The sequence below is a fragment of the Pseudomonas sp. PSKL.D1 genome (assembly GCF_028898945.1).
Classification (GTDB): domain Bacteria; phylum Pseudomonadota; class Gammaproteobacteria; order Pseudomonadales; family Pseudomonadaceae; genus Aquipseudomonas.
In genome coordinates, this window is record NZ_CP118607.1 from 1,031,058 (window position 1) to 1,057,399 (window position 26,342).

The 26,342-nt window shown below is 62.7% G+C and carries 21 protein-coding genes and 1 pseudogene; 16 read left to right on the top strand and 6 right to left on the bottom strand.

Going from position 1 to position 26,342, the window contains the following annotated elements; translation table 11 throughout:
* Nucleotides 1–3: 3 nt before the first annotated feature.
* From murD to lpxC, 9 genes are all read left to right on the top strand, one after another.
* Nucleotides 4–1,350 (top strand): UDP-N-acetylmuramoyl-L-alanine--D-glutamate ligase, encoded by a 1,347-nt coding sequence (gene murD / locus PVV54_RS04500; protein ID WP_274908788.1) that lies wholly within the window; start codon nucleotides 4–6, stop codon nucleotides 1,348–1,350.
* The gene (gene ftsW, locus PVV54_RS04505) at nucleotides 1,347–2,561 is read left to right on the top strand and encodes a putative lipid II flippase FtsW (RefSeq protein WP_446731440.1); all 1,215 of its coding nucleotides are present in this window, start codon (nucleotides 1,347–1,349) and stop codon (nucleotides 2,559–2,561) included. Before murD ends, ftsW begins: the two co-directional genes overlap by 4 nt.
* A complete protein-coding gene (gene murG, locus PVV54_RS04510) occupies nucleotides 2,551–3,630 on the top strand; it encodes an undecaprenyldiphospho-muramoylpentapeptide beta-N-acetylglucosaminyltransferase (RefSeq protein WP_274908789.1) in 1,080 nt (359 codons plus the stop codon). The genes ftsW and murG overlap by 11 nt, the downstream gene beginning before the upstream one ends.
* Nucleotides 3,623–5,071 carry a UDP-N-acetylmuramate--L-alanine ligase gene (murC, locus tag PVV54_RS04515; protein WP_274908790.1) on the top strand — a complete coding sequence of 483 codons (1,449 nt, stop codon included), beginning with the start codon at nucleotides 3,623–3,625 and terminating at the stop codon, nucleotides 5,069–5,071. Before murG ends, murC begins: the two co-directional genes overlap by 8 nt.
* Nucleotides 5,068–6,024, top strand: a complete 957-nt coding sequence (locus PVV54_RS04520; protein ID WP_274908791.1) for a D-alanine--D-alanine ligase — start codon at nucleotides 5,068–5,070, stop codon at nucleotides 6,022–6,024. Before murC ends, PVV54_RS04520 begins: the two co-directional genes overlap by 4 nt.
* A 6-nt stretch (nucleotides 6,025–6,030) precedes the next feature.
* Entirely contained in the window at nucleotides 6,031–6,900 is an 870-nt protein-coding gene (locus PVV54_RS04525; protein WP_274908792.1) for a cell division protein FtsQ/DivIB, read from the top strand.
* A gap of 14 nt (nucleotides 6,901–6,914) precedes the next feature.
* Entirely contained in the window at nucleotides 6,915–8,177 is a 1,263-nt protein-coding gene (ftsA, locus tag PVV54_RS04530; protein ID WP_027594020.1) for a cell division protein FtsA, read from the top strand.
* 55 nt (nucleotides 8,178–8,232) lie between these two features.
* Nucleotides 8,233–9,429 carry a cell division protein FtsZ gene (ftsZ, locus tag PVV54_RS04535; RefSeq protein WP_003251871.1) on the top strand — a complete coding sequence of 399 codons (1,197 nt, stop codon included), beginning with the start codon at nucleotides 8,233–8,235 and terminating at the stop codon, nucleotides 9,427–9,429.
* Nucleotides 9,430–9,541: 112 nt separating this feature from the next.
* Nucleotides 9,542–10,453, top strand: a complete 912-nt coding sequence (gene lpxC / locus PVV54_RS04540) for a UDP-3-O-acyl-N-acetylglucosamine deacetylase (RefSeq protein WP_274908793.1) — start codon at nucleotides 9,542–9,544, stop codon at nucleotides 10,451–10,453.
* 50 nt (nucleotides 10,454–10,503) lie between these two features.
* On the opposite strand, the gene PVV54_RS04545 is transcribed toward lpxC, so the two are convergent.
* The gene (locus PVV54_RS04545) at nucleotides 10,504–10,959 is read right to left on the bottom strand and encodes a DUF721 domain-containing protein (protein ID WP_274908794.1); all 456 of its coding nucleotides are present in this window, start codon (nucleotides 10,957–10,959) and stop codon (nucleotides 10,504–10,506) included.
* A gap of 370 nt (nucleotides 10,960–11,329) precedes the next feature.
* On the opposite strand from PVV54_RS04545, the gene secA reads away from it, so the two are divergent.
* The 3 genes from secA to PVV54_RS04560 all read left to right on the top strand — a co-directional run bounded on the left by secA (nucleotide 11,330) and on the right by PVV54_RS04560 (nucleotide 16,447).
* On the top strand, nucleotides 11,330–14,065 hold the full coding sequence (gene secA, locus PVV54_RS04550) for a preprotein translocase subunit SecA (protein WP_274908795.1): 2,736 nt from the start codon (nucleotides 11,330–11,332) through the stop codon (nucleotides 14,063–14,065).
* Between the two features lie 173 nt (nucleotides 14,066–14,238).
* Nucleotides 14,239–15,456, top strand: coding sequence for a bifunctional glutamate N-acetyltransferase/amino-acid acetyltransferase ArgJ (argJ, locus tag PVV54_RS04555; protein WP_186668030.1), 1,218 nt, complete (start codon nucleotides 14,239–14,241; stop codon nucleotides 15,454–15,456).
* A 49-nt stretch (nucleotides 15,457–15,505) separates the two neighbouring features.
* Entirely contained in the window at nucleotides 15,506–16,447 is a 942-nt protein-coding gene (locus PVV54_RS04560; protein WP_274908797.1) for a Nudix family hydrolase, read from the top strand.
* A gap of 98 nt (nucleotides 16,448–16,545) precedes the next feature.
* Here the strand turns inward: PVV54_RS04560 and PVV54_RS04565 are convergent, their stop codons facing one another.
* Genes PVV54_RS04565 through PVV54_RS04575 form a run of 3 tightly spaced genes read right to left on the bottom strand, consistent with a single transcriptional unit; the run spans nucleotide 16,546 to nucleotide 20,085 of the window.
* Nucleotides 16,546–17,106 (bottom strand): cob(I)yrinic acid a,c-diamide adenosyltransferase, encoded by a 561-nt coding sequence (locus PVV54_RS04565; RefSeq protein ID WP_274908798.1) that lies wholly within the window; start codon nucleotides 17,104–17,106, stop codon nucleotides 16,546–16,548.
* Between the two features lies 1 nt (nucleotide 17,107).
* Nucleotides 17,108–19,129 (bottom strand): sensor histidine kinase, encoded by a 2,022-nt coding sequence (locus PVV54_RS04570; RefSeq protein ID WP_274908799.1) that lies wholly within the window; start codon nucleotides 19,127–19,129, stop codon nucleotides 17,108–17,110.
* 38 nt (nucleotides 19,130–19,167) lie between these two features.
* Nucleotides 19,168–20,085 carry a putative 2-dehydropantoate 2-reductase gene (locus PVV54_RS04575; protein WP_274908800.1) on the bottom strand — a complete coding sequence of 306 codons (918 nt, stop codon included), beginning with the start codon at nucleotides 20,083–20,085 and terminating at the stop codon, nucleotides 19,168–19,170.
* 100 nt (nucleotides 20,086–20,185) lie between these two features.
* On the opposite strand from PVV54_RS04575, the gene PVV54_RS04580 reads away from it, so the two are divergent.
* From PVV54_RS04580 to PVV54_RS04590, 3 genes and pseudogenes are all read left to right on the top strand, one after another.
* A complete protein-coding gene (locus PVV54_RS04580; RefSeq protein ID WP_186661546.1) occupies nucleotides 20,186–20,671 on the top strand; it encodes a YajQ family cyclic di-GMP-binding protein in 486 nt (161 codons plus the stop codon).
* A gap of 114 nt (nucleotides 20,672–20,785) precedes the next feature.
* Complete coding sequence (locus PVV54_RS04585) at nucleotides 20,786–21,625, top strand: mechanosensitive ion channel family protein (protein ID WP_274908801.1); 840 nt, start codon at nucleotides 20,786–20,788, stop codon at nucleotides 21,623–21,625.
* A gap of 114 nt (nucleotides 21,626–21,739) precedes the next feature.
* Nucleotides 21,740–22,989: pseudogene (locus PVV54_RS04590) on the top strand (MFS transporter).
* 96 nt (nucleotides 22,990–23,085) lie between these two features.
* Here the strand turns inward: PVV54_RS04590 and PVV54_RS04595 are convergent.
* On the bottom strand, nucleotides 23,086–24,633 hold the full coding sequence (locus PVV54_RS04595) for an AmpG family muropeptide MFS transporter (protein ID WP_274908802.1): 1,548 nt from the start codon (nucleotides 24,631–24,633) through the stop codon (nucleotides 23,086–23,088).
* 43 nt (nucleotides 24,634–24,676) lie between these two features.
* Nucleotides 24,677–25,030, bottom strand: coding sequence for an MGMT family protein (locus PVV54_RS04600; RefSeq protein WP_274908803.1), 354 nt, complete (start codon nucleotides 25,028–25,030; stop codon nucleotides 24,677–24,679).
* A gap of 152 nt (nucleotides 25,031–25,182) precedes the next feature.
* Here PVV54_RS04600 and PVV54_RS04605 point away from each other — a divergent pair, with 152 nt between their 5' ends.
* A complete protein-coding gene (locus tag PVV54_RS04605) occupies nucleotides 25,183–26,193 on the top strand; it encodes a DUF481 domain-containing protein (RefSeq protein WP_274908804.1) in 1,011 nt (336 codons plus the stop codon).
* Nucleotides 26,194–26,342: the final 149 nt, after the last annotated feature.

Here is a 26,342-nt window from a genome sequence, read left to right on the forward strand (position 1 = left end):
AGCGTGTCTCTGATCGCTTCCGACCAATTCCGCATCGTTGTCGGCCTCGGCAAGAGCGGCATGTCCCTGGTTCGCTTCCTGGCGAACCGGGGCATTGCCTTTGCGGTCGCCGACACCCGCGAGCAACCGCCGGAACTGGACACCCTGCGCCGTGATTACCCGCAGGTGGAAGTGCGCTGTGGTGAGCTGGACGTGGACTTTTTGTGCCGCGCCAACGAGCTGTATGTGAGCCCCGGCCTTGCTCTGGCCACTCCGGCTCTGCAACAGGCGGCAGCGCGTGGCGTTAAGCTGTCCGGCGACATCGAACTGTTCGCTCGCCATGCCAAGGCGCCGATCGTTGCGATCAGTGGTTCCAACGCAAAAAGCACCGTAACGACCCTGGTCGGTGAAATGGCCGCCAAGGCTGGCAAGCGTGTAGCGGTGGGTGGCAACCTTGGCACCCCGGCGCTGGACCTGCTCAGCGATGACGTCGAGCTGTACGTGATGGAGTTGTCCAGCTTCCAGCTGGAAACCACCGACCAGCTCAACGCTGAAGTGGCCACCGTGCTGAACATCAGTGAAGACCACATGGACCGCTACAGCGGTTTGCCGGCCTACCACCTGGCCAAGCACCGCATCTTCCGTGGTGCCAGGCAGGTGGTGGTGAACCGCCAGGATGCCCTGAGCCGCCCGCTGCCGGTGGAAGGCCGCCCATGCTGGACCTTCGGCCTCAATGCACCTGACTTCAAGGCCTTCGGCTTGCGTGAAGTCGACGGCGAAAAATACCTGGCCTTCGAGTTCGCGCCGCTGATGCCGGCACGCGAACTGAAGATTCGTGGCGCCCATAACCAAAGCAACGCTCTGGCAGCTCTGGCCCTGGGCCACGCTGCCGGCCTGCCATTCGAACCCATGCTCCAGGCCCTGCGCGAATTCGGTGGCCTGGCCCACCGTTGCCAGTGGGTGCGCGAGCGTAACGGTGTGAACTGGTATGACGATTCCAAGGCCACCAACGTTGGCGCCGCCTTGGCAGCCATCGAGGGCCTGGGTGCAGACATTGAAGGCAAGCTGGTGCTGATCGCCGGCGGCGACGGCAAGGGTGCCGACTTTGCAGCCCTGCGGGAGCCGGTCAAGCGCTTCTGCCGCGCGGTGGTGCTGCTGGGCCGTGACGCCGAGCGCCTGGCCGATGCGTTGGGCGATGGCGTGCAACTGGTGCGGGTGAAGACCCTCGACGACGCCGTGCAGCAATGCGCCGAGTTGGCCCAGCCGGGCGACGCCGTGTTGCTGTCGCCGGCCTGCGCCAGCCTGGACATGTTCAAGAACTTCGAAGAACGCGGGCGCTTGTTCGCCCAGGCGGCGGAGGGGCTTGCATGATCTTCGGCATCCTCAAGCCCTACCCGTCGCCGCTGATCAGCGGCCGTGGCATCGACCTCGACTTCGCCTTCCTGGCGGGTTGCCTGGCGCTGCTCGGCCTGGGCCTGGTGATGATTACCTCGGCATCGTCGGAAGTGGCTGCGGTGCAGTCCGGCAACCCGCTGTATCACATGTTCCGCCACCTGGTGTACGTCGTCATTGGCCTGGTCGCCTGCGGCGCCACGATGATGGTGCCGATCGCCACCTGGCAGCGCATGGGCTTCATGATGCTGCTGGGCGCCTTTGGCCTGTTGGTGCTGGTGCTGGTGCCGGGTATCGGCCGTGAAGTGAACGGTTCGATGCGCTGGATCGGTTTCAGCTTCTTCAACGTGCAGCCTTCGGAAATCGCCAAGGTGTTCGTGGTCATCTACCTGGCCGGCTACCTGGTACGCCGGCAGACAGAAGTGCGCGAAACCTGGATGGGCTTCTTCAAACCGTTCATCGTGCTGCTGCCGATGGCGGTGCTGCTGCTGATGGAGCCGGACTTTGGCGCCACCGTCGTGATGATGGGCGCGGCCGCGGCGATGCTGTTCCTGGGGGGAGTGGGGTTATTCCGCTTCAGCCTCATGGTGGTGCTGGCGGTGGTCGCTGTGTTCGTGCTGGTACAGGCGCAGCCTTACCGGATGGCGCGCTTGATCACCTTTACCGACCCGTGGTCCGACCAGTTCGGCTCCGGCTACCAGCTGACCCAGGCGCTGATTGCGTTCGGCCGTGGCGAGTGGCTGGGCGTTGGCCTGGGCAACAGCGTGCAGAAGCAGTTCTACCTGCCCGAAGCGCACACCGACTTCGTGTTCTCGGTGCTGGCCGAAGAGCTGGGCGTGGTCGGTTCGCTGGTGACCATCGCGCTGTTCGTATTCGTGACCGTACGCGCCCTGTACATCGGCCTGTGGGCCGAAAAAGCCAAACAGTTCTTTGCCGCCTACATGGCATTCGGCCTGGCCTTCCTGTGGATTGGCCAGTTCCTGATCAACATCGGTGTGAACGTCGGCCTGCTGCCGACCAAAGGCCTGACCCTGCCGTTCCTCAGTTACGGGGGCAGCTCGCTGGTGATCTGCTGTGCCTGTGTGGGGCTGTTACTGCGCATCGAATGGGAAAGCCGCACGCACCTGGGTAGCGAAGAACACGAGTTCAAAGAAAGTGACTTTGCCGAGGAGCCCAGTCATGGCCGCTGACGGCAAAAACGTATTGATCATGGCAGGCGGCACCGGGGGCCATGTGTTCCCGGCCCTGGCCTGCGCCCGCGAATTCCAGGCCCGGGGTTACACCGTGCACTGGCTGGGCACGCCCCGAGGCATCGAAAACGAGCTGGTGCCTCAGGCTGGCATTCCACTGCACCTGATTCAGGTAACCGGCCTGCGCGGCAAAGGCAAGCTGTCGCTGCTCAAGGCACCGTTCACCCTGGTGAAGGCCGTGCTGCAGGCGCGGCGCATCGTGCGCCAGCTCAAACCGGTGTGCGTGATCGGCTTCGGCGGTTATGTCACCGGCCCTGGCGGCCTGGCAGCGCGCCTGTGCGGCGTGCCGCTGGTAATCCACGAACAGAACGCCCGCGCCGGTACCGCAAATCGCCTGCTGGTGCCGTTCTCGGCCCGTGTTTGCGAAGCGTTCCCTGGCACATTCGAGGCCAGCGACAAGCTGCGTACCACCGGCAACCCGGTGCGCCCGGAACTGTTCATGGATGCGCAGCGCGCGCCGCTGGCCGAGCGCCGTGCACGCCTGCTGGTCATGGGCGGCAGCCTGGGTGCGGAACCATTGAACAAATTGTTGCCTAAGGCCCTGTCCGAGGTGCCCGCAAGCCTGCGGCCAGAGGTTTTCCACCAGGCTGGCAAGCACCACGCGCCGATCACCGCCGAGCGTTATCAGGAGGCGGGGGTCGAGGCTCAGGTAGAGCCGTTCATCAAGGACATGGCCCATGCCTATGGCTGGGCCGACATGGTGGTGTGCCGGGCTGGTGCCCTGACCGTCAGCGAACTCGCGGCGGCAGGCCTGCCTTCGATGCTGGTGCCTTTGCCCCACGCGATCGACGACCACCAGACCCACAACGCCCAATATCTGGCCCGGGAAGGCGCTGCCTTCCTCATGCCACAAGCGACAACTGGCGCAGCGCAGCTCGCTGAACGCCTGAACGAGGTGCTGATGCAACCCGAGAAACTCAACACCATGGCCGGCACTGCACGGCGCCTGGCCAAGCCTGCCGCAACCAGCACCGTGGTCGATATCTGCCTGGAGGTGGCCCATGGTTGAAAGCCAAAAAGCCATGCCCCAGCCAAAAATGGGCCGTATCCGCCGCATCCACTTCGTCGGTATCGGCGGTGTGGGCATGTGTGGTATCGCCGAAGTGCTGCTGAACCTGGGCTATGAAGTGTCCGGTTCCGACCTGAAGGCTTCGCCAGTTACCGAGCGCCTGGAATCGTTCGGCGCCGAAATCTTCGTCGGCCACCGTGCCGAGAACGCCGCCAATGCCGATGTGCTGGTGGTGTCGAGCGCCATCAACCCGGCTAACCCGGAAGTTGCCACTGCCCTGGAGCGTCGTATTCCGGTTGTGCCACGTGCCGAGATGCTGGCCGAGCTGATGCGCTATCGCCACGGCGTGGCGGTTGCCGGTACTCACGGCAAGACCACCACTACCAGCCTGCTGGCTTCGGTATTTGCTGCCGGTGGCCTGGACCCGACGTTCGTCATCGGTGGCCGCCTGACCGCCGCCGGCACCAACGCGCAGCTGGGCACCAGCCGTTACCTGATCGCCGAAGCCGACGAAAGTGATGCCAGCTTCCTGCACCTGCAGCCGATGGTTGCCGTGGTCACCAACATCGACGCCGACCACATGGCCACCTACGAAGGTGACTTCAACAAACTGAAGAAAACCTTCGTCGAGTTCCTGCACAACCTGCCGTTCTACGGCCTGGCCGTGATGTGCCTGGACGACCCGGTCGTGCGCGAAATCCTGCCGCAGGTCAAACGCCCGACCGTGACCTACGGCTTCAGCGAAGAGGCCGACATCCGCGCCATCAACGTGCGCCAGCAGGGCATGCAGACCCACTTCACCGTGCTGCGCCGCGATTGCGAGCCGTTGGAAGTGTCGGTGAACATGCCGGGCAATCACAACGTGCTCAACGCCTTGGCCACCATTGCCATCGCCACTGACGAAGGCATCAGCGACGAAGCCATCATCCAGGGCCTGTCGGGCTTCCAGGGCGTAGGGCGTCGCTTCCAGGTATACGGCGAGCTGCCGGTCGACGGCGGCAGCGTGATGCTGGTCGACGACTATGGCCACCACCCGACCGAAGTGGCCGCGGTGATCAAGGCCGTGCGCGGCGGCTGGCCAAGCCGCCGGTTGGTCATTGTTTACCAGCCGCACCGCTACAGCCGCACCCGCGACCTGTACGACGATTTTGTGCAGGTGTTGGGCGATGCCAACGTGCTGCTGCTGATGGAAGTGTACCCGGCCGGTGAAGAGCCGATCCCGGGTGCCGACAGCCGTCAGCTGTGCCACAGCATCCGCCAGCGCGGTGTGCTGGACCCTATCTACATCGAACGAGGCGTCGAACTGGCGCCGTTGGTCAAGCCGCTGCTGCGCGCCGGCGACATCCTGCTGTGCCAGGGTGCCGGTGATGTCGGCGGGCTGGCCCCGCAACTGATGAAAAGCCCGCTGTTCGCTGGCGCCAAGCAGGAGAAGTCGAAATGACCAGCGCCTACGACAAGCTGCATTCCACCCTGGACGTCAAAGCCTTCGGCCGCGTTGCCGTGCTGTACGGCGGCAAGAGCGCCGAGCGTGAGGTGTCGCTGAAGTCCGGCGCCGCGGTGATCGATGCGCTGACCACAGCCGGTGTCGACGTGGTTGCCATCGATGTGGGCGACGATCTGCTGGCCCGCCTGCAGAGCGAGAAAATCGACCGCGCCTTCATCATCCTCCACGGCCGTGGCGGCGAAGACGGCAGCATGCAGGGCCTGCTGGAGTGCCTGGGCATCCCTTACACCGGCAGCGGCATCCTTGCTTCTGCCCTTGCCATGGACAAACTGCGCACCAAGCAGGTGTGGCAGAGCCTGGGTATCCCGACCCCCCGCCACGCCGTTTTGGCCAGTGAGCACGATTGTGTTGCAGCCGGTACGGAACTGGGCTTCCCGTTGATCGTCAAACCCGCCCATGAAGGCTCTAGCATCGGCATGGCCAAGGTGAACAGCGAGCAAGAGCTGGTTGCCGCCTGGAAGGACGCCGCCAAGTACGATTCGCAAGTTCTGGTCGAGCAATGGATTCACGGCCCGGAGTTCACCATCGCGGTTCTGCGTGGCCAGGTGCTGCCGCCGATCGCGCTGGGTACCCCGCACGTGTTCTACGACTACGACGCCAAGTACATCGCCAATGACACCCAGTACCGCATCCCGTGCGGCCTGGACAGTGCCAAGGAGCAGGAACTGATCGACCTGACCGCGCGCGCCTGCGATGCCATCGGCATCGAAGGTTGGGGGCGGCTGGACGTGATGCAGGACGAGCAGGGCCGGTTCTGGCTGCTCGAAGTCAACACCGCACCAGGCATGACTGACCATAGCCTGGTGCCCATGGCGGCCCGCGCGGCCGGTCTGGACTTCCAGCAGCTGGTGCTGGCGATCCTGGCCGAAAGCGTAGCGACGCGAGGTTAACGAGCCATGCAAGGCGCGATGATACGTCAGCAGCAACCCGTTACCGGCCGTAGCAAGCCGGTGCCGCGTGGTGCCAGCCGACTGGTGGCCGACGAGCCCGTATCGGCGCGCCTGCCACGGCCGAGCTTCGGTGGCCTCAAGCGCCTGCTGTGGCCGGTGCTGCTGGTGGCCGCAGGTTTTGGTGCCTACGAGGGCGCCATCCGCCTGATGCCCTACGCCGACCGGCCGATCACCAAGACCGTGGTGCAGGGCGACCTGAGTTACATCAGCCAGCAGGCGGTGCAGCAGCGGATTGCGCCCTACGTGGCGGCCAGCTTCTTCAGTGTCGACCTCACGGCGATGCGGGCGGAGCTTGAACAGATGCCGTGGATCGCCCATGCCGAAGTGCGCCGGGTGTGGCCCGACGAGGTGGTGATCCGCCTGGAAGAACAGCTGCCGGTGGCGCGCTGGGGTGATGAAGCCTTGCTCAATAACCAGGGCCAGGCTTTTACCCCTCGCGAGCTGGCCAACTACGAGCACCTGCCGCAACTGGCCGGCCCGCAGCGTGCTCAGCAACAAGTCATGCAGCAGTATCAGGTATTGAGCCAGATGCTGCGCCCTCTGGGCTTTTCCATCGCTCGCCTGGAGCTGCGCGAGCGGGGCAGCTGGTTCCTGACCACCGGTGCGAGCAGCGCCGGCCCAGGCATCGAGCTGCTGTTGGGGCGCGACCATCTGGTGGAGAAGATGCGCCGTTTCATTGCCATTTACGACAAGACACTCAAAGAGCAGATCACCAACATTGCCCGCATTGATCTGCGTTACTCCAACGGACTTGCCGTTGGCTGGCGGGAACTGAACGCACCGACGACGGCCCAACCCGCCGTTGCGAAGAATTAGAGAGAGGCAGGACCATGGCAAACGCGCATAGCGGCAAAATGATCGTCGGGCTGGACATCGGCACCTCCAAGGTTGTGGCGCTGGTAGGTGAAGTGGGCGAAGACGGCACCCTGGAGATCGTGGGTATCGGTACTCACCCGTCCCGCGGCCTGAAAAAAGGCGTGGTGGTGAACATCGAATCGACCGTGCAGTCGATCCAGCGCGCTGTGGAAGAGGCGCAGCTGATGGCCGGCTGCCGCATCCACTCGGCGTTCGTCGGCGTTGCCGGCAACCACATCCGCAGCCTGAACTCCCACGGTATCGTCGCCATCCGCGACCGCGAGGTCAGCGTGGCTGACCTTGAGCGTGTTCTCGATGCTGCCCAGGCCGTGGCCATTCCGGCTGACCAGCGCGTGCTGCATACCCTGCCGCAGGACTACGTGATCGACAACCAGGAAGGCGTGCGCGAGCCGCTGGGCATGTCGGGCGTACGCCTGGAAGCCAAGGTTCATGTGGTGACCTGTGCGGTCAATGCGGCGCAGAACATCGAGAAGTGCGTGCGTCGTTGCGGCCTGGAAATCGACGACATCATCCTTGAGCAACTGGCCTCGGCCTACTCGGTGCTCACTGACGACGAAAAAGAACTGGGCGTGTGCCTGGTGGACATCGGTGGCGGCACCACCGACATCGCCATCTTCACCGAGGGCGCCATCCGCCACACCGCGGTTATCCCGATCGCCGGCGACCAGGTGACCAACGACATCGCCATGGCCCTGCGTACACCTACCCAGTACGCCGAGGAAATCAAGATCCGCTACGCCTGCGCCCTGGCCAAACTGGCCGGCGCCGGCGAGACCATCAAGGTGCCGAGCGTGGGTGACCGCCCACCGCGCGAGCTGTCGCGTCAGGCCCTGGCCGAAGTGGTCGAGCCACGTTACGACGAGCTCTTCACCTTGATCCAGGCCGAGCTGCGCCGTAGCGGCTACGAAGACCTGGTGCCGGCCGGCATCGTCCTCACCGGCGGCACCGCCAAGATGGAAGGCGCCGTGGAACTGGCCGAGGAAATCTTCCACATGCCGGTACGCCTGGGCGTACCGCACAGCGTTCGGGGGCTGAGCGACGTGGTGCGCAACCCGATTTATTCCACCGGCGTGGGCCTGCTCACCTACGGCCTGCTGAAGCAGTCCGAGGACATGGTCCTGACCGGTAATAGCAACAGCAGCAGCAACAGCTATGGCGATGAACCGAAGGCCCCAGTGCTTGAACGCTTCAAGCGGTGGGTCCAGGGCAACTTCTAAGTTTCAAAGCAGTAGTGGTAGGCGCGACAACTAGAGAACTGTAAGGAGAGGGAAAATGTTCGAGCTCGTAGACAACGTCCCGCAAAGCCCGGTCATCAAAGTGATCGGCGTCGGCGGTGGCGGCGGCAACGCCGTCAACCACATGGTGAAGAGCAGCATCGAAGGCGTCGAGTTCATCTGCGCCAACACCGATGCCCAGGCGCTGAAAAACATTGGCGCGCGCACCATCCTGCAACTGGGTACCGGTGTGACCAAGGGCCTGGGTGCCGGTGCCAATCCGGAAGTCGGCCGTCAGGCTGCGCTGGAAGACCGTGAGCGCATCGCCGAGGTGCTGCAGGGCACCAACATGGTGTTCATTACCACCGGCATGGGCGGCGGTACCGGTACCGGTGCGGCGCCGATCATCGCTGAAGTGGCCAAGGAAATGGGCATCCTCACCGTTGCGGTGGTGACCCGTCCGTTCCCGTTCGAAGGCCGCAAGCGCATGCAGATCGCCGATGAAGGCATCCGCATGCTGGCTGAAAGCGTCGACTCGCTGATCACCATCCCCAACGAGAAGCTGCTGACCATCCTGGGCAAGGATGCCAGCCTGCTGTCCGCTTTCGCCAAGGCTGACGATGTACTGGCCGGTGCCGTTCGTGGTATCTCCGACATCATCAAGCGCCCGGGCATGATCAACGTCGACTTTGCCGACGTACGCACCGTGATGGGCGAGATGGGCATGGCGATGATGGGTACCGGCTGCGCCAGCGGCCCGAACCGTGCACGCGAGGCCACCGAAGCGGCCATCCGCAACCCGCTGCTCGAAGACGTCAACCTGCAGGGCGCCCGCGGCATCCTGGTGAACATCACCGCAGGCCCGGACCTGTCGCTGGGTGAGTACTCCGACGTGGGTAGCATCATCGAAGCCTTCGCCTCCGACCACGCCATGGTCAAGGTCGGCACCGTGATCGACCCCGACATGCGTGATGAACTGCACGTGACCGTGGTCGCCACCGGCCTGGGCGCGCGCATCGAGAAGCCGGTAAAAGTGGTCGACAACACCCTGCAGACTGCCCAGCAGGCGTACGAAGCGTCCAACCCGGCGCCCGTTCGTCAGGAGCAGCCAGCGGTCAACTACCGTGACCTGGAGCGCCCGACCGTGATGCGTAACCAGGCTCACGCCGGTGCCGCCGCGGCCGCTAAACTCAACCCTCAGGATGACCTGGATTACCTGGACATCCCGGCCTTCCTGCGTCGTCAGGCCGATTGATGGAATTTATCAGGGGTATAAGGGTGATTGGTGTTCAGCAAAGGCCGGGTCTGTTATCATCCCCAGCCTTTGTTGATACCTGTTCGCAATTTGCGCTGAAGCGGCCAATGCCATGATTAGACAACGCACCCTGAAGAATACCATCCGTGCCACCGGCGTCGGCCTGCACTCCGGGGAGAAGGTCTACCTGACCCTCAAGCCTGCGCCTGTCGACACCGGCATCGTCTTCCGCCGCGCCGACCTCGACCCTGTGGTCGAAATCGCGGCGCGCGCGGCCAACGTGGGCGAGACCACCATGTCCACCACGTTGGTCAACGGTGACGTCAAGGTCGATACGGTCGAGCATCTGCTCTCCGCCATGGCGGGCCTGGGCATCGATAACGCCTACGTCGAGCTCTCCGCCTCGGAAGTGCCGATCATGGATGGCAGCGCCGGTCCCTTCGTATTCCTGATTCAGTCTGCCGGCCTGGAAGAACAGGACGCAGCGAAGAAGTTCATCCGCATCCTGCGCGAAGTGACAGTGGAGGAGGGCGACAAGCGCGCTACCTTCCTGCCGTTCGACGGGTTCAAGGTGAGCTTCGAGATCGACTTCGATCACCCGGTCCTCAAGGGCCAGACCCAGAGCGCCGTTGTCGACTTCTCGAGCACCTCGTTCGTGAAGGAAGTCAGCCGCGCCCGCACCTTCGGCTTCATGCGTGACATCGAGTACCTGCGCAAGCACAACCTTGCGCTGGGCGGCAGTGTCGAGAACGCCATCGTGGTTGACGAGACCGGCGTGCTCAACGAAGACGGCCTTCGTTCCGAAGACGAATTCGTCAAGCACAAGATCCTCGACGCCATCGGCGACCTCTACCTGCTGGGCAACAGCCTGATCGGCGAGTTCAAGGGCTACAAGTCCGGGCACGCGCTGAACAACCGCCTGTTGCGCAAGCTCATTGAAGAAACCGATGCCTGGGAAGTGGTTACGTTCGAAGATGCCAGCACGGCACCGATCTCTTACATGCGCCCTGTTGCGGCCGGTTGAGTTCGAACACTCTCTCTAGTGTGATTAAGGCCACCTTCGGGTGGTCTTTTTTATTTGGCGCTTTTGGCGTGGCTGGCGAGGCGTTCAAGCGCTTCGCGCAGTTTTGGGTCGCTGATGCCTTCTGCGGAGCCGCGAATGCTCTCGGCGGCGTTGGCTGACAACTCGGTATTGTTGGTTCCTCGCTTGGCAGGCACCAGCGGTGGCTGCACCTTGTACAGAATGCGCCTGAGGTTGCCGAATGCTTCCATGCCCTGTAGCGCGACCAGCAAGCGTTTTTGCTGGTAGCGCAGGCGGGTTGCCCAATGGCCGTCGGTTACCACCAGCAATAACGTGCCATCGCGCCATGACGCGACGTGGCAGTGCTCGCGCGCAGCCGGTTGCAACTGGCTTTCCAGAAGGCGCTGCAGGTGTTCCAGGCGCTCGGCCTGGTTGAGCAGCAGGCGCAGCGGGCGTACCTGGCGCAGCAGGGCAGAAGGGGGCTGGGCCGAGGAGGGTTTGAAGGCCATGGGAGTATGCACGAGGTTACAAGATCGGCAGTTTAGCATTTAGGCGCCTGTGCGGGCCTCATCGCGGATAAATCCGCTCCTACACGGGAAACGTAGCCTGTAGGAGCGGATTCATCCGCGATGAGGCCGGCACAGGCAATACAAGATACGAGCCATTCTCGATACCTTTCATCTTCCTCCGGGTTGAACTCAGGGAAAATGCCCCAATCATAGAAAAGCCCCCGCCTGAGCGTTGTGCCAGCATCGTGGTAATCCACCACTTTCCTCACCATCGTTTCCGGGTAGAATGCTCGTTCGCATGCGGCCTCAGGGCTGCACGGGCGACTCATGGGGCCGCCCTCCATCCCTACGTGTGGAAGATCCTGCCGATATGTTTGCGCCTTTGTTAAAAAAACTTTTTGGAAGCAAGAACGAGCGTGAAGTCAAACGCATGCTCAAGACGGTAAACATCGTCAATGCCTTCGAAGAGAAGATGGTGGCCCTCTCTGATGAGCAACTGCGGGGCAAGACCGCAGAGTTCAAGGAGCGCCTGGCCAAAGGCGAGACCCTGGACCAGCTGCTGCCCGAAGCCTTCGCCGTGGCCCGTGAGGCCGGCAAGCGTGTCATGGGCATGCGCCACTTCGACGTTCAGCTGATCGGCGGCATGACCCTGCACGAGGGCATGATCGCAGAAATGCGTACCGGTGAAGGCAAGACCTTGGTCGGTACCCTGGCCGTTTACCTCAACGCACTGTCCGGCAAGGGCGTGCACGTGGTTACCGTCAACGACTACCTGGCCCGCCGTGACGCCAACTGGATGCGCCCGCTGTACGAGTTCCTCGGCCTTTCCGTGGGTATCGTCTCGGCCTTCCAGCCGCCGGAAGAGAAGCGCGCCGCTTATGCGTCCGACATCACTTACGGCACCAACAACGAATTCGGTTTCGACTACCTGCGCGACAACATGGCGTTCAGCCAGGAAGAGAAGTTCCAGCGTGAACTGAACTTCGCCGTGATCGACGAAGTGGATTCCATCCTCATCGACGAAGCGCGTACTCCGCTGATCATCTCCGGGCAGGCCGAGGACAGCTCCAAGCTGTACATCGAGATCAACCGCCTGATCCCGCGTCTGCAGCAGCACATCGAAGAGGTTGAAGGCCAGGTCACTCAGGAAGGCCACTTCACCATCGACGAGAAGAGCCGCCAGGTTGAGCTCAACGAGGCTGGCCACCAGTACATCGAAGAGATGCTGACCCAGTCCGGCCTGCTGGCCGAAGGCGAAAGCCTGTACTCGGCGCACAACCTCGGCCTGCTGACTCACGTCTACGCCGGCCTGCGTGCGCACAAGCTGTTCCACCGCAACGTCGAGTACATCGTACAAGACGGCCAGGTGCTGCTGATCGACGAACATACCGGCCGTACCATGCCGGGCCGTCGCCTCTCCGAAGGCCTGCACCAGGCTATCGAAGCGAAAGAAAACCTGAACATTCAGGCCGAAAGCCAGACCCTGGCTTCGACCACCTTCCAGAACTACTTCCGTCTCTACACCAAACTGTCCGGCATGACCGGTACTGCCGACACCGAAGCGTTCGAGTTCCAGTCGATCTACGCCCTCAACGTGATGGTCATTCCGCCGAACAAACCACTGGCGCGTAAAGACTTCAACGACCTGGTGTACCTGACCGCCGACGAGAAGTACGCCGCAATCATCGCCGACATCAAGGAAAGCATGGTTGCCGGCCGCCCGGTGCTGGTCGGTACCGCGACGATCGAAACGTCCGAGCACATGTCCAATCTGCTCAAGAAGGAAGGCATCGATCACAAGGTACTGAACGCCAAGTACCACGAAAAAGAAGCCGAGATCATCGCGCAGGCCGGTGCGCCGGGTGCGCTGACCATCGCCACCAACATGGCCGGCCGTGGTACCGACATCCTGCTGGGCGGTAACTGGGAAGCCGAAGTGGCTGCCCTGGAAAACCCGACCCCCGAGCAGATTGCCCAGATCAAAGCCGATTGGCAGAAGCGTCACCAGCAGGTGATCGAGTCGGGTGGCCTGCACGTGATCGCCTCCGAGCGCCACGAATCGCGCCGTATCGATAACCAGCTGCGTGGCCGTTCCGGCCGTCAGGGCGACCCAGGCTCCAGCCGCTTCTACCTGTCGCTGGAAGACAGCCTGATGCGCATCTTCGCCTCTGACCGCGTGAAGAACTTCATGAAGGCGCTTGGCATGCAGTCCGGCGAGGCCATCGAGCACCGCATGGTCACCAACGCCATCGAAAAGGCCCAGCGCAAGGTCGAAGGCCGCAACTTCGACATTCGTAAGCAGCTGCTCGAATACGATGACGTGGCCAACGAACAGCGCAAGGTGATCTACCACATGCGCAACAGCCTGCTGGCTGCCGAGAACATTGGCGATACCATCGTCGAGTTCCGCAAGGAAGTGCTCGATGCCACCATCAGCCAGCACATCCCGCCGCAGTCGCTGCCCGAGCAGTGGGACGTGGCCGGCCTGGAAGCATCGCTGGCCAGCGATTTCGCCATGAAGTTGCCGATCCAGCAGTGGCTCGACGAGGACGATCACCTCTACGAAGAGACCCTGCGCGAGAAGCTGCTGAACGAAATCACCACGGCTTACACCGAGAAGGAAGACCAGGCCGGCATCGACGCCCTGCGTACCTTCGAGAAGCAGATTTTGCTGCGCGTGCTGGACGACCTGTGGAAAGACCACCTGTCGACCATGGACCACCTGCGCCACGGTATTCACCTGCGTGGTTACGCGCAGAAGAACCCGAAGCAGGAGTACAAGCGCGAGTCGTTCACCCTGTTCCAGGAACTGCTGGAGTCGATCAAACGCGACACCATCCGCGTGCTGTCGCACGTTCAGGTTCGCCGCGAAGACCCGGCCGAAGAAGAAGCCCGCCTGCGCCGCGAAGCCGAAGAACTGGCGAGCCGCATGCAGTTCCAGCATGCCGCAGCGCCAGGCCTTGAGAGCGAACAACTGAGCGAAGAGGGTGCCGAAGTGGCAGTGGCCTCCGCGCCGGTGCGCAACGAGCAGAAGCTGGGCCGCAATGAGCCGTGCTGGTGTGGTTCGGGCAAGAAGTTCAAGCATTGCCATGGGCAGATCGAGTGATCTGACCTGCATGGGGCCGCCTTGCGGCCCTATCGCGACACAAGGCCGCTCCCACAGGGACAGCGCACAGCCACAACGCTGCGCAGTCCCTTGTGGGAGCGGCCTTGTGTCGCCAAAGGGGCGCGAAGCGGCCCCGCTTTATGAATTCAACCGATTTTTCTAGGAGCGCTCTAATGGCTGTTGGTCTTGGTCCTTTGCCCACCCTGCACCCGGTTCCGGGTTTTGAACTCGGCATTGCTTCGGCGGGCATCAAGCGCCCAGGGCGCAAGGATGTGGTGGTCATGCGCTGTGCCGAAGGCTCCAGCGTCGCAGGCGTTTTCACCCTCAACGCCTTCTGCGCCGCCCCGGTGATTCTGTCCAAACAGCGCGTGCAGGGCACCGTGCGCTACCTGCTGACCAACACCGGCAACGCCAACGCAGGCACTGGCGCGCCAGGCCTGGCTGCCGCCGAGCGTACCTGCGCCAAGCTGGCTGAACTGACCGGCGTGCCTGCCGAGTCCGTGTTGCCATTCTCCACCGGCGTCATCGGTGAGCCGCTGCCGGTTGAGAAAATCGAAGGCGCCTTGCAGGCCGCCCTGGACAACCTGTCGGAAAACCACTGGGCAGAAGCCGCTACCGGCATCATGACTACCGACACCCTGCCCAAAGGTGCCAGCCGCCAGTTCCAGCACGACGGCGTGACCGTCACTGTTACCGGCATCAGCAAAGGCGCTGGCATGATCCGCCCGAACATGGCCACCATGCTCGGCTACATCGCCACCGATGCCAAAGTTGCCCCGGCGGTGCTGAAAGACCTGATGCTCGACGGTGCCAACAAGTCGTTCAACCGCATCACCATCGACGGCGATACTTCGACCAACGACTGCTGCATGTTGATCGCCACCGGCAAGGCCAACCTGCCGGAAGTCACTGAAGCCAGCGGCGCGCTGTTCGAAGCGCTGAAGAAAGCGGTATTCGAAGTGTGCATGGAAGTCGCCCAGGCCATCGTCCGTGACGGCGAAGGCGCCACCAAGTTCGTGACCGTGCAGGTCAACGGCGGCGGCAACCATCAGGAATGCCTCGACGTCGGTTATGCCGTGGCCCACTCGCCGCTGATCAAGACCGCACTGTTCGCCTCCGACCCCAACTGGGGCCGTATCCTGGCGGCCGTGGGCCGTGCTGGCGTACCTGAGCTGGATGTCAGCTTGATCGACGTGTACCTCGACAGCGTGTGCATCGCCAGCAAAGGCGGCCGCAGCCCAAGCTACACCGAAGAACAAGGTTCGGCCGTGATGGCTCAGGAAGAGATCACCATCCGCATCGAACTGGGCCGTGGCCAGTGCAGCGAAACCATCTGGACCACCGACCTGTCCCACGAGTACGTGAAGATCAACGCCGAATACCGTACTTGATTGTTACAGGGGGCTGCACCGCGGCCCCCGTTTTGATGGAGCCTGAAGGGTGAAACGGATACATGTAGTGGCCGCCGTCATCCGCGGCAACGATGGCCGCATCCTCATTGCCCGGCGTGCAGATACCCAGCACCAGGGCGGCCTGTGGGAATTCCCGGGCGGCAAGGTGGAGGCGGGCGAAAGCGTGGAAGCGGCGCTGGCCCGTGAACTGCGTGAAGAACTTGGCATTGAAGTGAGCCGCTCGCGGCCGCTGATCAAGGTCAGCCATGACTACCCGGACAAACAGGTGCTGCTGGATGTTCGCGAAGTCGATGCATTCACCGGCGAGCCTCACGGTGCCGAGGGCCAACCGCTGGCCTGGGTAACGCCGCGGGAGCTGGCGCAGTACGAATTCCCCGAAGCCAACAAGCCGATCGTGGCGGCCGCGCGCCTGCCGGATCAGTACCTGATTACACCTGATGGCCTCGACGTGCCGGAAATGCTCAAGGGCATCCAGAAGGCCGTGGCCGCGGGCATCCGCCTGATTCAGTTGCGTGCACCGGACATGTACGACCCCAAGTACCGCGATGTGGCGGTGGATGCCGTAGGGTTGTGTGCGGGCAAGGCGCAGTTGATGCTCAAAGGGCCGCTGGAGTGGTTGGGTGACTTCCCGGCTGCCGGTTGGCACCTCACGGCAAAGCAGTTGCGCAAGTATGCCGCCAATGGCCGACCGTTCCCGAAAGACCGCTGGCTGGCGGCGTCTTGCCACAATGCCGAGGAGTTGGCGCTGGCGGAACTGATGGGGGTGGATTTCGTCACCCTGTCGCCGGTGCAGGCTACCCAGACGCATCCCGATGCGGTGCCTTTGGGGTGGGACGAGGCGCAGCGGTTGATTGACGGGTTTACCCAGCCGGTGTTCCTGCTGGGGGGCGTTGGGCCGGGTGAGCGTGAGCGGGCCTGGGAGGCCGGAGCACAGGGGGTTGCAGGGATTCGGGCGTTTTGGCCTGAGTGAACTGGGGCTGCTGCGCAGCCCATCGCGGCGGTCCGACGCTTCGGTAAATCCGCTCCTACAGAGATCTGTGTAGGAGCGGATTTATCCGCGAAACAATCTCAAGCCTTGCTCGCGGGTTGCCACAACACCTCATCAACCCCCTGCCGCCGCCCGATAATCCGAGCCGCCACAAACAGCAAATCCGAAAGCCGGTTGATGTACGCCAACCCAACCCCCTCCAGCGGCTCCAGCGCATTCAACTGCTGGCACCGCCGCTCGGCACTGCGCGCCAGGCTTCTGCACACATGCGCTTGCGCAACCAATGCCGAACCGCTGGGCAGGATGAAATTCTTCAGCGGCCCCAATTCCTCGTTCCACACATCAATGGCCGCTTCCAGCCGTTCCACCTCGGCGCTGTTCAGCGCCTGGTAGCTCGGCATCGCCAACTCCCCACCCAAGTCGAACAGCCGGTGCTGGCACGGCGCAAGAACATCGCTCACTTCCTTCAGCCCTTGTTCGGCAAGGCCGGCCAGCAACAGTCCTATCTGGCTGTTCAGGCTGTCCACCTCGCCAATCGCCTCGATCCGCGGGTGGTCCTTGGGCACTCGCCGCCCATCGCCCAGGCCGGTCTCGCCCTTGTCGCCGGTGCGGGTGTAGATTTTTGACAGGCGATAGCCCATGTCATGCCTCCGTCTTGGCCGTTACCGGCTGGCCAAGGGGCAGGCGCAGGGTAAAGCAGGTGCCCTGGCCGGGCGTGGATTGCACCTCCATCTGCCCCTTGTGATTGTTGGTGATGATGAAATACGAAACCGACAGCCCAAGGCCTGTACCCTGGCCTATCTCTTTGGTGGTGAAGAACGGCTCGAACGTGCGTTTGCGCACGGCCTCTGGCATGCCGACGCCGTTGTCCTCGATCTGGATTTCCGCCCAGGGCGGGTTGAGCTTCGTGCGTACGATGATGCGCCCCGGTTCGCAGGGCTGCGGCCGCTGATGGATGGCCTGGGCAGCGTTCTTCAGCAGGTTGAGCAGTACTTGTTCCAGTTCGTTGGCGGTGCACGGCACCGGGCCAAGGTGGGGGTCGAACTGGCGCACGATAGCCTGGCCCTTGAAGTCGAAGCCAATGGCCAGGTCAAAGTCGTTACCGGCAATTTCCACCGCCTGGTCGATCAGTGCCGGCAGGTCGCAAGGCGCCAACTGGCGGTTGCTGCGGCGGCTGAAACTGAGCATGTGGGTCACGATCTTCGCCGCCCGCGCACCGGCTTGCTGGATGCCGTCGAGCAACTGCGGTACTTCCCGGCTTTCCAGGTATTGGTTGACGGTTGGCAGGTCGATGCCCAGCTCGCTGGCCTGTTCCAGGTTTCTGGGCAGCTCTGGCGACAGACGGCGGCGAATGTTCTGCACGTTATGCAGGATGGCGCCCAGCGGGTTGTTGATTTCGTGGGCCATGCCAGCGGCCAGGCCGCCTACCGACAGCATCTTCTCTGACTGCACCATCATTTCTTCCAGCGACAGGCGCTGGGTGATGTCGTCGATGCGGATCACCACGCCGCGCCCGCCGCCGCCCATCAAGGGGTAGAAGGTGAGGGCATAGTGGCGCTGGTCGTCGTCCTTGGGCCAGGTCACGCGCTCAATCTTGGCCACCCGGTGTTTCTCGACGCTTTCCTTGAGCTGCGGCAGAAAGGGCTTGAGTGGTTCGAAGGCAATGAAGATAGGCTGGTTCAGGGCCTCGTCCAGCGGCGTGCCGGAGAGCACTGTGGCCTCATGGTTCCACTGGGTGACATACAACTGCTCGTCCAGGGCAATCAGTGCCGAGGGCATGGAGTCGATGATGCTGTTGAGGTAATTCTGAAAGCCCGTCAGCTTTTTCTCGATCTTGCTGCGCACCTGGACTTCCAGCTCCAGCTTGCGGTTGGTGTGGCGGGTTTCCTCGGCCAGGCCTTGCGCCTGGTCGTAGGCCATCTGGAACTCGTCACGGGCATTGCGCAGCTGCGATTCGCGGGCTTCGATTCGCGAGAGCATGGTGTTGAAGGCTTGTGCCAGGCTGCCGATTTCGTCGTCGTTGCCCCGGGTAGCGCGCAGGGCATAGCTTTCTTCGCGGGTCACCTGGCGAGTCAGTTCTTCGAGCTGGTTGATCGGCTGGGTGATCAGGCGTTTGATCTGCCGGGCGATCACCAGCCACAGCAGGATGCTGAACACCAGAATCCCCAGGCTGGCGCTGAGCGTGCCGGTGTAGAAGGCCGTGGGCAGTTCACTGCTGGCCACCAGCAGCAGGTGTGCTGGCGGGCTGGCGTCCCGGGGGATGCGGATCAGCTGGGTGCTGCGAAACTCCATCAGCCGCCAGCCGTCGATGTTGCGGTAGCGCTTGGGCAGGGCCAGCGGGTCGCCGTGCTGTAGCTGGGCGAGCATGCGGCCGTCGCCGCCGTAGATGGCAGCGGCGCGCAGTGGGGTATAGCTGTCGAGTTCCTTGAGCAGGGCAGTGGCGGTTTGCTCACTGTCGCCCGCGCGGGCTGAAAGCTGTGGGTTGGCGACCAGTCGGCCGATGGTCTGCAAGGCTTGGGGCGCCATGCTTTCCTGGGTGATCCAGTAGGCGGCGCTGATGAAGGTGAGGTTGGCCACCAACAGGATGGTCACCAGCAGCACCAGCAGGGCCGCCAGCAGTTTTTGCCCGACCGGGAGGTTTTCCAGGCGTTGGCGCAGGGTCATGGGTTCGGCAATGTCCGTGTCCGGTTCACAAGGGCGCGTCAGGCGCTGGGCAAGCCGCGTGCGTGCAGATTTTTGACCAGGCGCTGGTGCAACTGTTCAAGCTGTGGCACTTCCACGCCATGGCGCTCGGCCGTACGGCAGGCATGGCCCAGCAGGTAGTGCACTTCGGTGCGCCGGCCGGCGCGTACGTCCTGATACATGGAAGAGTAGTTGGCCGAGGTGGCGACGATTACCCGTTGCACTTCTTCGTCCAGGTTTTCGGCGGCCTCGGGTTGGCCACAGCAATGCAGCAATCTGGCCAGCTCAGCGCTGATGGCGTCTACCTCCGGCAAGTGCCCCAGCAGCCCGCCGTTCTGGCAGTCATGCAGCACAGTCAGCGGGTTGATGGCGCAGTTGAGCGCCAGTTTACGCCACAGACGGGTAAGGATATCCACCGTCCATTCAGTGGGAATGCTGGCGTCATGCAGCTCTTCAAGCCACTCGGGCGTCGCTGGGTTGGCCGGGTCGCCCAGCCAGTTGAAGCCGTGGCCGGCAAAGCGCACGCGCCAGTCATCCTCGCGGAAGGCGCCCTCGGTGCTGGAGGCGAAGATGCAGCGCAGGTGGGGGATTTGCTCGGCTACCTCGTCCTGGCTGCCAAGGCCGTTCTGCAGCAGCACAACTTCACCCTCTTGGGCCAGACGGGGGGCCAGCCGGGCGATGGCGGGGGCGGCATCGTAGGCTTTGCAGGCCACCAGTAGCCTGTGGATCGGCCCACGGGATTCGGCCGTTTCGGCAGGAATCGCGTACTTCGAGGCCTGGTCCTGCTCTACAAGGGTCAGGCCGCCTGCCTGTTGGTAAGCCTGCAGCCGTTGAGGGTCGCGCAGGATCAGGCGCACCGCCTTGCCTGCCCTTGCCAGGCGGCAGGCCCAAAGGGTGCCGAGGCTGCCGGCGCCGAGAATATGCCAGGTGCTGCTCATCTGCGTTTCGCAACCCGTTATAATGAGCCCGCATTTTAACCGTCAAACCCCGCGCGCTCCATCTTCACGCCGAGCGCGCTTTTATTTTGGGAGAACAACCATGCCTTCGTTCGACGTGGTATCGGAACTGGACAAGCACGAAGTGCAGAACGCGGTGGACAACGCCATCAAGGACCTCGACCGCCGTTACGACCTCAAGGGCAAGGGCACCTTCGAGTTCAAGGACAAAGAGCAAACCGTGCTGCTGACCGCCGAGGAAGAGTTCCAGCTCGAGGCCATGCTGGAAATCCTGCGCCTGGCACTGGTCAAGCGCAAGATCGACGTCAAATGCCTGGAAACCAAAGACCCGTACCCCTCGGGTAAGGAAAAGAAACAGGAAGCCAAGTTCCGCGAAGGCATCGACAAGGACCTGGCCAAGAAAATCGTCGCCACCATCAAGGACGGCAAGCTCAAGGTTCAGGCTGCCATCCAGGGCGAGCAGGTTCGCGTTACCGGCAAAAAGCGTGACGACCTGCAGGAAGCCATTGCCCTGCTGCGCACCAAAGAGTTCGACATGCCGCTGCAGTTCAACAACTTCCGCGACTGATTGAAGCGTTGCCTGGAACCCCGATGGCGCAATGATGTCCACCGGGTCCATGGCCGTTGATCGTTCAGCGGCCCGTTTTACCGTGTACATGCCGCTCGGCATCAGGAGATGAATATGGATTTGAACGCTGAAGTCGATCAGCTGGTCCGCCAATCGCAGACCTGGATCCCTTTGATCATGGAATATGGCAGCCGCCTGACGCTGGCGCTGCTGACCCTGGCGATTGGCTGGTGGTTGATCAACAAGCTCAGCGCACGTTTGGGCAAGCTGGTCGGCCTGCGTGCCGATGTGGCGTTGCAGGGCTTTATCAGCTCCTTGGCGAACATCGTGTTGAAGGTGCTGCTGTTCGTCAGCGTGGCCTCGATGATCGGCATCGAAACCACGTCGTTCGTCGCCGCCATCGGTGCCGCCGGCCTGGCCATCGGCCTGGCCTTGCAGGGCAGCCTGGCGAACTTTGCCGGCGGGGTGCTGATCCTGATGTTCCGCCCGTTCCGCATCGGCGACTGGATCGAGGCGCAGGGTGTGTCGGGTACCGTCGACAGTATCCAGATTTTCCACACCGTGCTGCGCACCGGTGACAACAAGACAGTGATCATGCCCAACGGCAGCCTGTCCAACGGCATCATCACAAACACCAACCGCCAGCCAACGCGCAAGGTGGTGTTCGATGTGGGTGTGGATTATGACGCCGACCTGCAGGTTGCACGTAACGTGCTGCTGGAGCTGGCCCAGGACCCGCGCGTGCTGGCAGACCCGGCGCCGCAGGCGGTGATTTCCACCCTGGGTGACAGCTCGATCACCGTGTCGCTGCGCATTTGGGTGAAAACGGCCGATTACTGGGATGTGATGTTCATGCTCAACGAGCATGCCCGTGACCGCTTGAAGGCCGAAGGTATCGAAATTCCGTTTCCGCAGCGGGTGATCCGCATGGTGCAGGAAACAGCTGCGCAGTAAGCGCGAATTGACTACAGGGGCCGCTTGCGGCCCCTTTTTTACACTTGTTCACAGCAATCCCCCACCTTTTCTGGCATATAGCCTGACCCCTCCTGCCTGCACCCGAAATTCATCATGAAACCACTGCTGTACATCACCCCCCTTCGCGCCTTGCTGTTCGGCCTGACGTTGGCCTTGTTCGAACTGCTGACCTACCTGGCCAGCGATGCGGTCATGCCCGCCATGCCGGTGGTGGTCGATCACCTGAATGCCAGCCCCGAGTACATTCCCCATGCGCTCAACCTGTACCTGCTGGGCGGGGTGGTGCTGCAGTGGCTGATCGGCCCGCTGGCCGACCGCTATGGTCGCCGCCCGCTGCTGTTGGCCGGTTGCGCGTTCTTCGGCGTAGCTTGCCTGGCCACGTATTGGGTGCAGGACATTGGCCTGTTCAACCTGCTGCGTTTGCTGCAAGGCATTGGCCTTGGGTTTGTCGTCACAGTCAGCTACCCCGCGCTGAACGAAGCGTTCAGCGAGGCCGACGCCGTGCGCATGATGGCGCTGCTGGCCAACATCGCCTTGCTGTCGCCGCTGTTGGGCCCGTTGGTGGGTACCTTGATGCTGCAGTGGCTGGACTGGCGCTGGCTGTTCGTGGCCTTTGCCATCGGTGCGGTGCGGTGCTGTGCTGGGTGTTGCTGCACCGCCTGATGCCAGAAACCCTTGGGGTGGAGCGGCGCGACGGTTCGCGCCTGCCGTTCACGCCGATTCACCTGCTGCCCTTGCTCGCGGGCTATGGCCAGTTGCTGGCCAATCGCAAGTTCGTGGCGGGCAGTGCCGCGCTGGGGCTGGTTGGCCTGCCGTTAATCGGCTGGATCGGCCTTTCGCCGGTGCTGCTTATCCATGATGAGGGCCTGAGCACCATGGAATATGCGCTGTGGCAGTTGCCGGTGTTTGGTGGGCTGATCCTCGGCAACCTGATCATCAACCGCATCGCCGACCGTTACCCGTTGCCAGCATTGGTGCGTGGCGCATTGTGGCCGTACCTGGCGGGCCTGTGTTTGATGGTCGTGGCGACCTGGTACTGGCCGAGCGTAATCAGCGTGGTGGCTGGCATGTCGCTGTACGCGCTGGGCCTTGGGGTGGCCAATGCGGTGCTGTACCGCATGACGCTGTTCTCCAGCGAGCAGAGCAAGGGTTTGGTGTCGGCCATGCTCGGCATGATCACCATTGCACTGCTGGGCCTGGGTGGCGCGCTGTTGGCGATGATCGGGGCGGGGGCTAGCCTGATGCACTTTGCGCTGGCTGCCGGTGTGGCGGGGGCGCTGGCGCTATGGCCATTGTGGTTTGTGGTGGGCGGGCGGCCTGGGGAAGGGGCGGTGGTTCAGTAGGGGCTTTGCCGGCGTCATCGCGGATAAATCCGCTCCTACAGGGGGCTACGATCCGTGTAGGAGCGGATTTATCCGCGAAGGGCCGTTACAGGCTGATCAAGGCCCCTCAGCCGCCGAATTCTCCACTGGCACCTGCTTGCCGCGCCCGGCTTCCTGGCGCCACTGCAACGCAATCAGGATCAGGGTAGGCACTCCCAGTAACGCCGTGATCAGGAAGAAGTCGTGGTACCCGAACTTCTCCACCATCACCCCTGAATACCCGCCGATCAAGCGCGGCAACAGCAGCATGATCGAGCTCAGCAAAGCGTATTGCGTTGCCGAGAACTTCAGGTTGGTCAGGCTCGACAGGTAGGCCACGAACGCCGAGGTGGCCAAACCTGAGCTGAAGTTGTCCAGCGAAATGGTCACCACCAGCATTTCCAGGTTCGGGCCCATGTCGGCCAGCATCAGGAACAGGATGTTGGTGGCCGCCGAGGCGGCACCGCCGATGAACAGGATCGGCAAAATGCCGAACCGCACGATCAACAGCCCACCCGCGCCCGCACCCACCAGCGTCATGATCAGGCCGAAAATCTTGCTGACACTGGCGATCTGGTCCTTGGTGAAGCCCATGTCGATGTAGAACACGTTGGCCATCACGCCCATTACCGTGTCCGACATGCGATAGGTGGCAATCAGCCCGAGCAGCAGCAGTGCCTGCCAGCGGTAACGCACGATGAAGTCGTTGACCGGTGTCAGCACCGGGGCAAGGCCTCGGCGGCCCAGGCTCGACAGGCAGGCCCAGGTCAGCAGCACGTAGAGGATCAGGCGCAGGAAGGCGCGGTCTTCGAGCAGCAGGTCCAACGGGCTCGCTTCGCCAGTGATGACACTGGACCAGCCGGTGTTGAACATCTGGGTGAAACTGGCCGGCACGGACACCAGCAGGATTATCAACACGAATACCGATGCCAGTTGGTGCATCAGGCCGTAACGTGCTGCCGACAGTTGCGTACGCAGTGGTACAGGCGGCTCGCGCATCACCAGCGTGGTGAACAGCGCTGGGAGCATCAGCACGCCGAACAGCACGTAGGTGCCGGCCCAGGCTTTATGCAGGTAACTGTAGCCCGTGGAGCCGAACCATTCGGCGAAGAACAGCGCGCCTGCGGTGGCGAGCAGGGCGGCAACGCGGTAACCGGCCATGTAGCTGGCGGCGAGGGCGGCCTGGCGTTGATCGTCGGCGATTTCCAGGCGGTAAGCGTCCACCGCGATGTCTTGAGTAGCAGACGCAAAAGCCACCAACACCGCCAAGGCGATCAGCCAGGACAGGTGTTGCTGTGGATCGCACAGGCTCATGCCGACCAGGCCAATCACCACCAGCCCCTGGGACAGCAGCAACCACGACCGGCGGCGCCCCAGGCCACCGAGCAGCGGCAGGCGCCATTGGTCGAGCAGCGGCGACCACACCCATTTGAAGGCGTACGCCAGGCCGATCAGGCTCGCGTAACCGATGGTTTCACGCGCAACGCCTGCTTCGCGCAGCCACACCGAAAGGGTCGAAAACACCAGCATGTAGGGCAGGCCGGCGGCGAAGCCCAGCAGCAAAAGTACCAAGGTAGACGGGCTGGCATATGCAGCAAGCGCAGCGCGCCAGGTTTTACGGGGCATGGGCCAACATCTGCCTCAAGTTTGCTAAAACAAAGCGCGCACTCTAACCGCTGTGCTCCATTGGGCGCCAGCCATGGCGCATCATATCCACACGATTATTGGTTACATTCACGCCCTCCGCACGTAGCCTCGCACGTTGTTCATCTCCCGACGGCGTACCCAGCGCCAGGCTCAGGCGACCGCCTGCCCCCAGTACGCGATGCCATGGTAGACGGGTATCGCCCGGTAACTGGCTCAACGTGCGGCCAACCCAGCGTGCTGCCCGGCCAAGGCCAGCCAGTTCAGCGAGTTGGCCGTAGCTCACAACTTTCCCTTCCGGCACTTGGCCGAGCACTGAATACAGGGCCGTTCGTCGGGCTTCTGACGACTCCAGGGCGTGCTCATATCCCTCAGACATCACGGCTGCACTGGCCTAGGATGAAACCGGACGAGCGGTCGCGGCAAATGAGAGTTGAACTCAACGGCATCATGTCGGTCTGTCCTTGCTCTGGTTGTCGGTATCTGGATAATGCCCGGCTTTTTTCGTCGAATCGAACCCGTAGTCCGCTTATGTATTCTAGATCCTTGCTTTGCCTGTTGACCGCTTCCCTGTGTACCGCCCCTGCCTTTGCCGACACCGTCTGGATGAAGAACGGTGACCGCCTGAGCGGCAAGATTCGTGTCTTCGATGGCGGCAAACTGCTGCTGGAAACGCCGTACGGTGGCTCCATTTCGCTGGACTGGAAGCAGGTGCAGACGCTGGAGAGCGACCAGGAACTGCTGGTCAAGCAGGATGCCTACAACGGTGAGAAGGCCAAGTCGCTCAAGGCGGCCGAAGCGGGCAAGGTTACCTTGGCCAACGGCGAGGCGCCGAAGACCGTCGAACTGGCCAGCATCCAGCAGATCATGAAGCCCAAGCCTGTGGTCGAAGACCTCATCTGGAAGGGTAATGTCGACGTGGCGATGGACTACAAACGCGCCGAGAACGACACCGACGACTATGACATCGGCTTCAAGACCACGGCCCGCCATGGCCGCTGGCGGCATAACGCCGAAGGCGAGTACAACCGCGAAACCAAGGACGATGTCACCACCACCGACAACTGGAGCGCCGAGTATGCGCTCGACCGCTTCATGACCGAGAAGTGGTTCTGGCAGGGGCGGCTTGAGTACAAGCGCGACCGGATCGAGGACCTGGCCCGTCAGCGCACGGTGGGTACTGGCCCTGGTTACCAGTTCTGGGACGACGAACTCGGTGCATTCTCGCTGGGTTCGCTGATCAACCGTACTGACTTCGAGTACCAGGACGGGGCCAAGGACAACTTCTACTCTGCCGCCGTGAAGTGGGACTACACCCGCTACCTGATCGGCAAGAACGTGCAACTGTTCACCAACGGCGAGTTCGCCAAGCCGCTGGGCGGCGTGGCCGATTACTCGCTGGATGCCGAGGTGGGGCTGCGCTACAAGGTGACTGAATGGGCGTCGCTGAACCTCAAGGCCGAGCGGGACATTATCAGCGGGACGCGGGACAGTGATCTGGAGAAGACCCGGTACACGGCCGGGTTTGGTGTGACTTGGTAAATCGCTGACCCTTTGTAGGAGCGGCTTCAGCCGCGAACACCGGCGACGCCGGTGCCATCCACCGCGTCGCCGGTGTTCGCGGATGAATCCGCTCCTACAGGGGAACTCACTGGCAGGCTCAGGTGATAATGCTTATCTTGTCACCAATT

Excerpts from the sequence above, each read along its gene's own strand:
- PVV54_RS04580 (WP_186661546.1), top strand. The coding sequence starts at position 20,186 with ATGCCTTCGTTCGACGTGGTATCGGAACTGGACAAGCACGAAGTGCAG.
- ftsW (WP_446731440.1), top strand. The coding sequence starts at position 1,347 with ATGATCTTCGGCATCCTCAAGCCCTACCCGTCGCCGCTGATCAGCGGC.
- PVV54_RS04525 (WP_274908792.1), top strand. The coding sequence starts at position 6,031 with ATGCAAGGCGCGATGATACGTCAGCAGCAACCCGTTACCGGCCGTAGC.
- PVV54_RS04565 (WP_274908798.1), bottom strand. The coding sequence starts at position 17,106 with ATGGGCTATCGCCTGTCAAAAATCTACACCCGCACCGGCGACAAGGGC.
- argJ (WP_186668030.1), top strand. The coding sequence starts at position 14,239 with ATGGCTGTTGGTCTTGGTCCTTTGCCCACCCTGCACCCGGTTCCGGGT.
- PVV54_RS04545 (WP_274908794.1), bottom strand. The coding sequence starts at position 10,959 with ATGGCCTTCAAACCCTCCTCGGCCCAGCCCCCTTCTGCCCTGCTGCGC.
- PVV54_RS04570 (WP_274908799.1), bottom strand. The coding sequence starts at position 19,129 with ATGACCCTGCGCCAACGCCTGGAAAACCTCCCGGTCGGGCAAAAACTG.
- PVV54_RS04600 (WP_274908803.1), bottom strand. The coding sequence starts at position 25,030 with ATGTCTGAGGGATATGAGCACGCCCTGGAGTCGTCAGAAGCCCGACGA.
- murC (WP_274908790.1), top strand. The coding sequence starts at position 3,623 with ATGGTTGAAAGCCAAAAAGCCATGCCCCAGCCAAAAATGGGCCGTATC.
- ftsZ (WP_003251871.1), top strand. The coding sequence starts at position 8,233 with ATGTTCGAGCTCGTAGACAACGTCCCGCAAAGCCCGGTCATCAAAGTG.
- ftsA (WP_027594020.1), top strand. The coding sequence starts at position 6,915 with ATGGCAAACGCGCATAGCGGCAAAATGATCGTCGGGCTGGACATCGGC.
- PVV54_RS04605 (WP_274908804.1), top strand. The coding sequence starts at position 25,183 with ATGTATTCTAGATCCTTGCTTTGCCTGTTGACCGCTTCCCTGTGTACC.
- PVV54_RS04520 (WP_274908791.1), top strand. The coding sequence starts at position 5,068 with ATGACCAGCGCCTACGACAAGCTGCATTCCACCCTGGACGTCAAAGCC.
- PVV54_RS04595 (WP_274908802.1), bottom strand. The coding sequence starts at position 24,633 with ATGCCCCGTAAAACCTGGCGCGCTGCGCTTGCTGCATATGCCAGCCCG.
- secA (WP_274908795.1), top strand. The coding sequence starts at position 11,330 with ATGTTTGCGCCTTTGTTAAAAAAACTTTTTGGAAGCAAGAACGAGCGT.
- murG (WP_274908789.1), top strand. The coding sequence starts at position 2,551 with ATGGCCGCTGACGGCAAAAACGTATTGATCATGGCAGGCGGCACCGGG.
- PVV54_RS04575 (WP_274908800.1), bottom strand. The coding sequence starts at position 20,085 with ATGAGCAGCACCTGGCATATTCTCGGCGCCGGCAGCCTCGGCACCCTT.
- PVV54_RS04585 (WP_274908801.1), top strand. The coding sequence starts at position 20,786 with ATGGATTTGAACGCTGAAGTCGATCAGCTGGTCCGCCAATCGCAGACC.
- lpxC (WP_274908793.1), top strand. The coding sequence starts at position 9,542 with ATGATTAGACAACGCACCCTGAAGAATACCATCCGTGCCACCGGCGTC.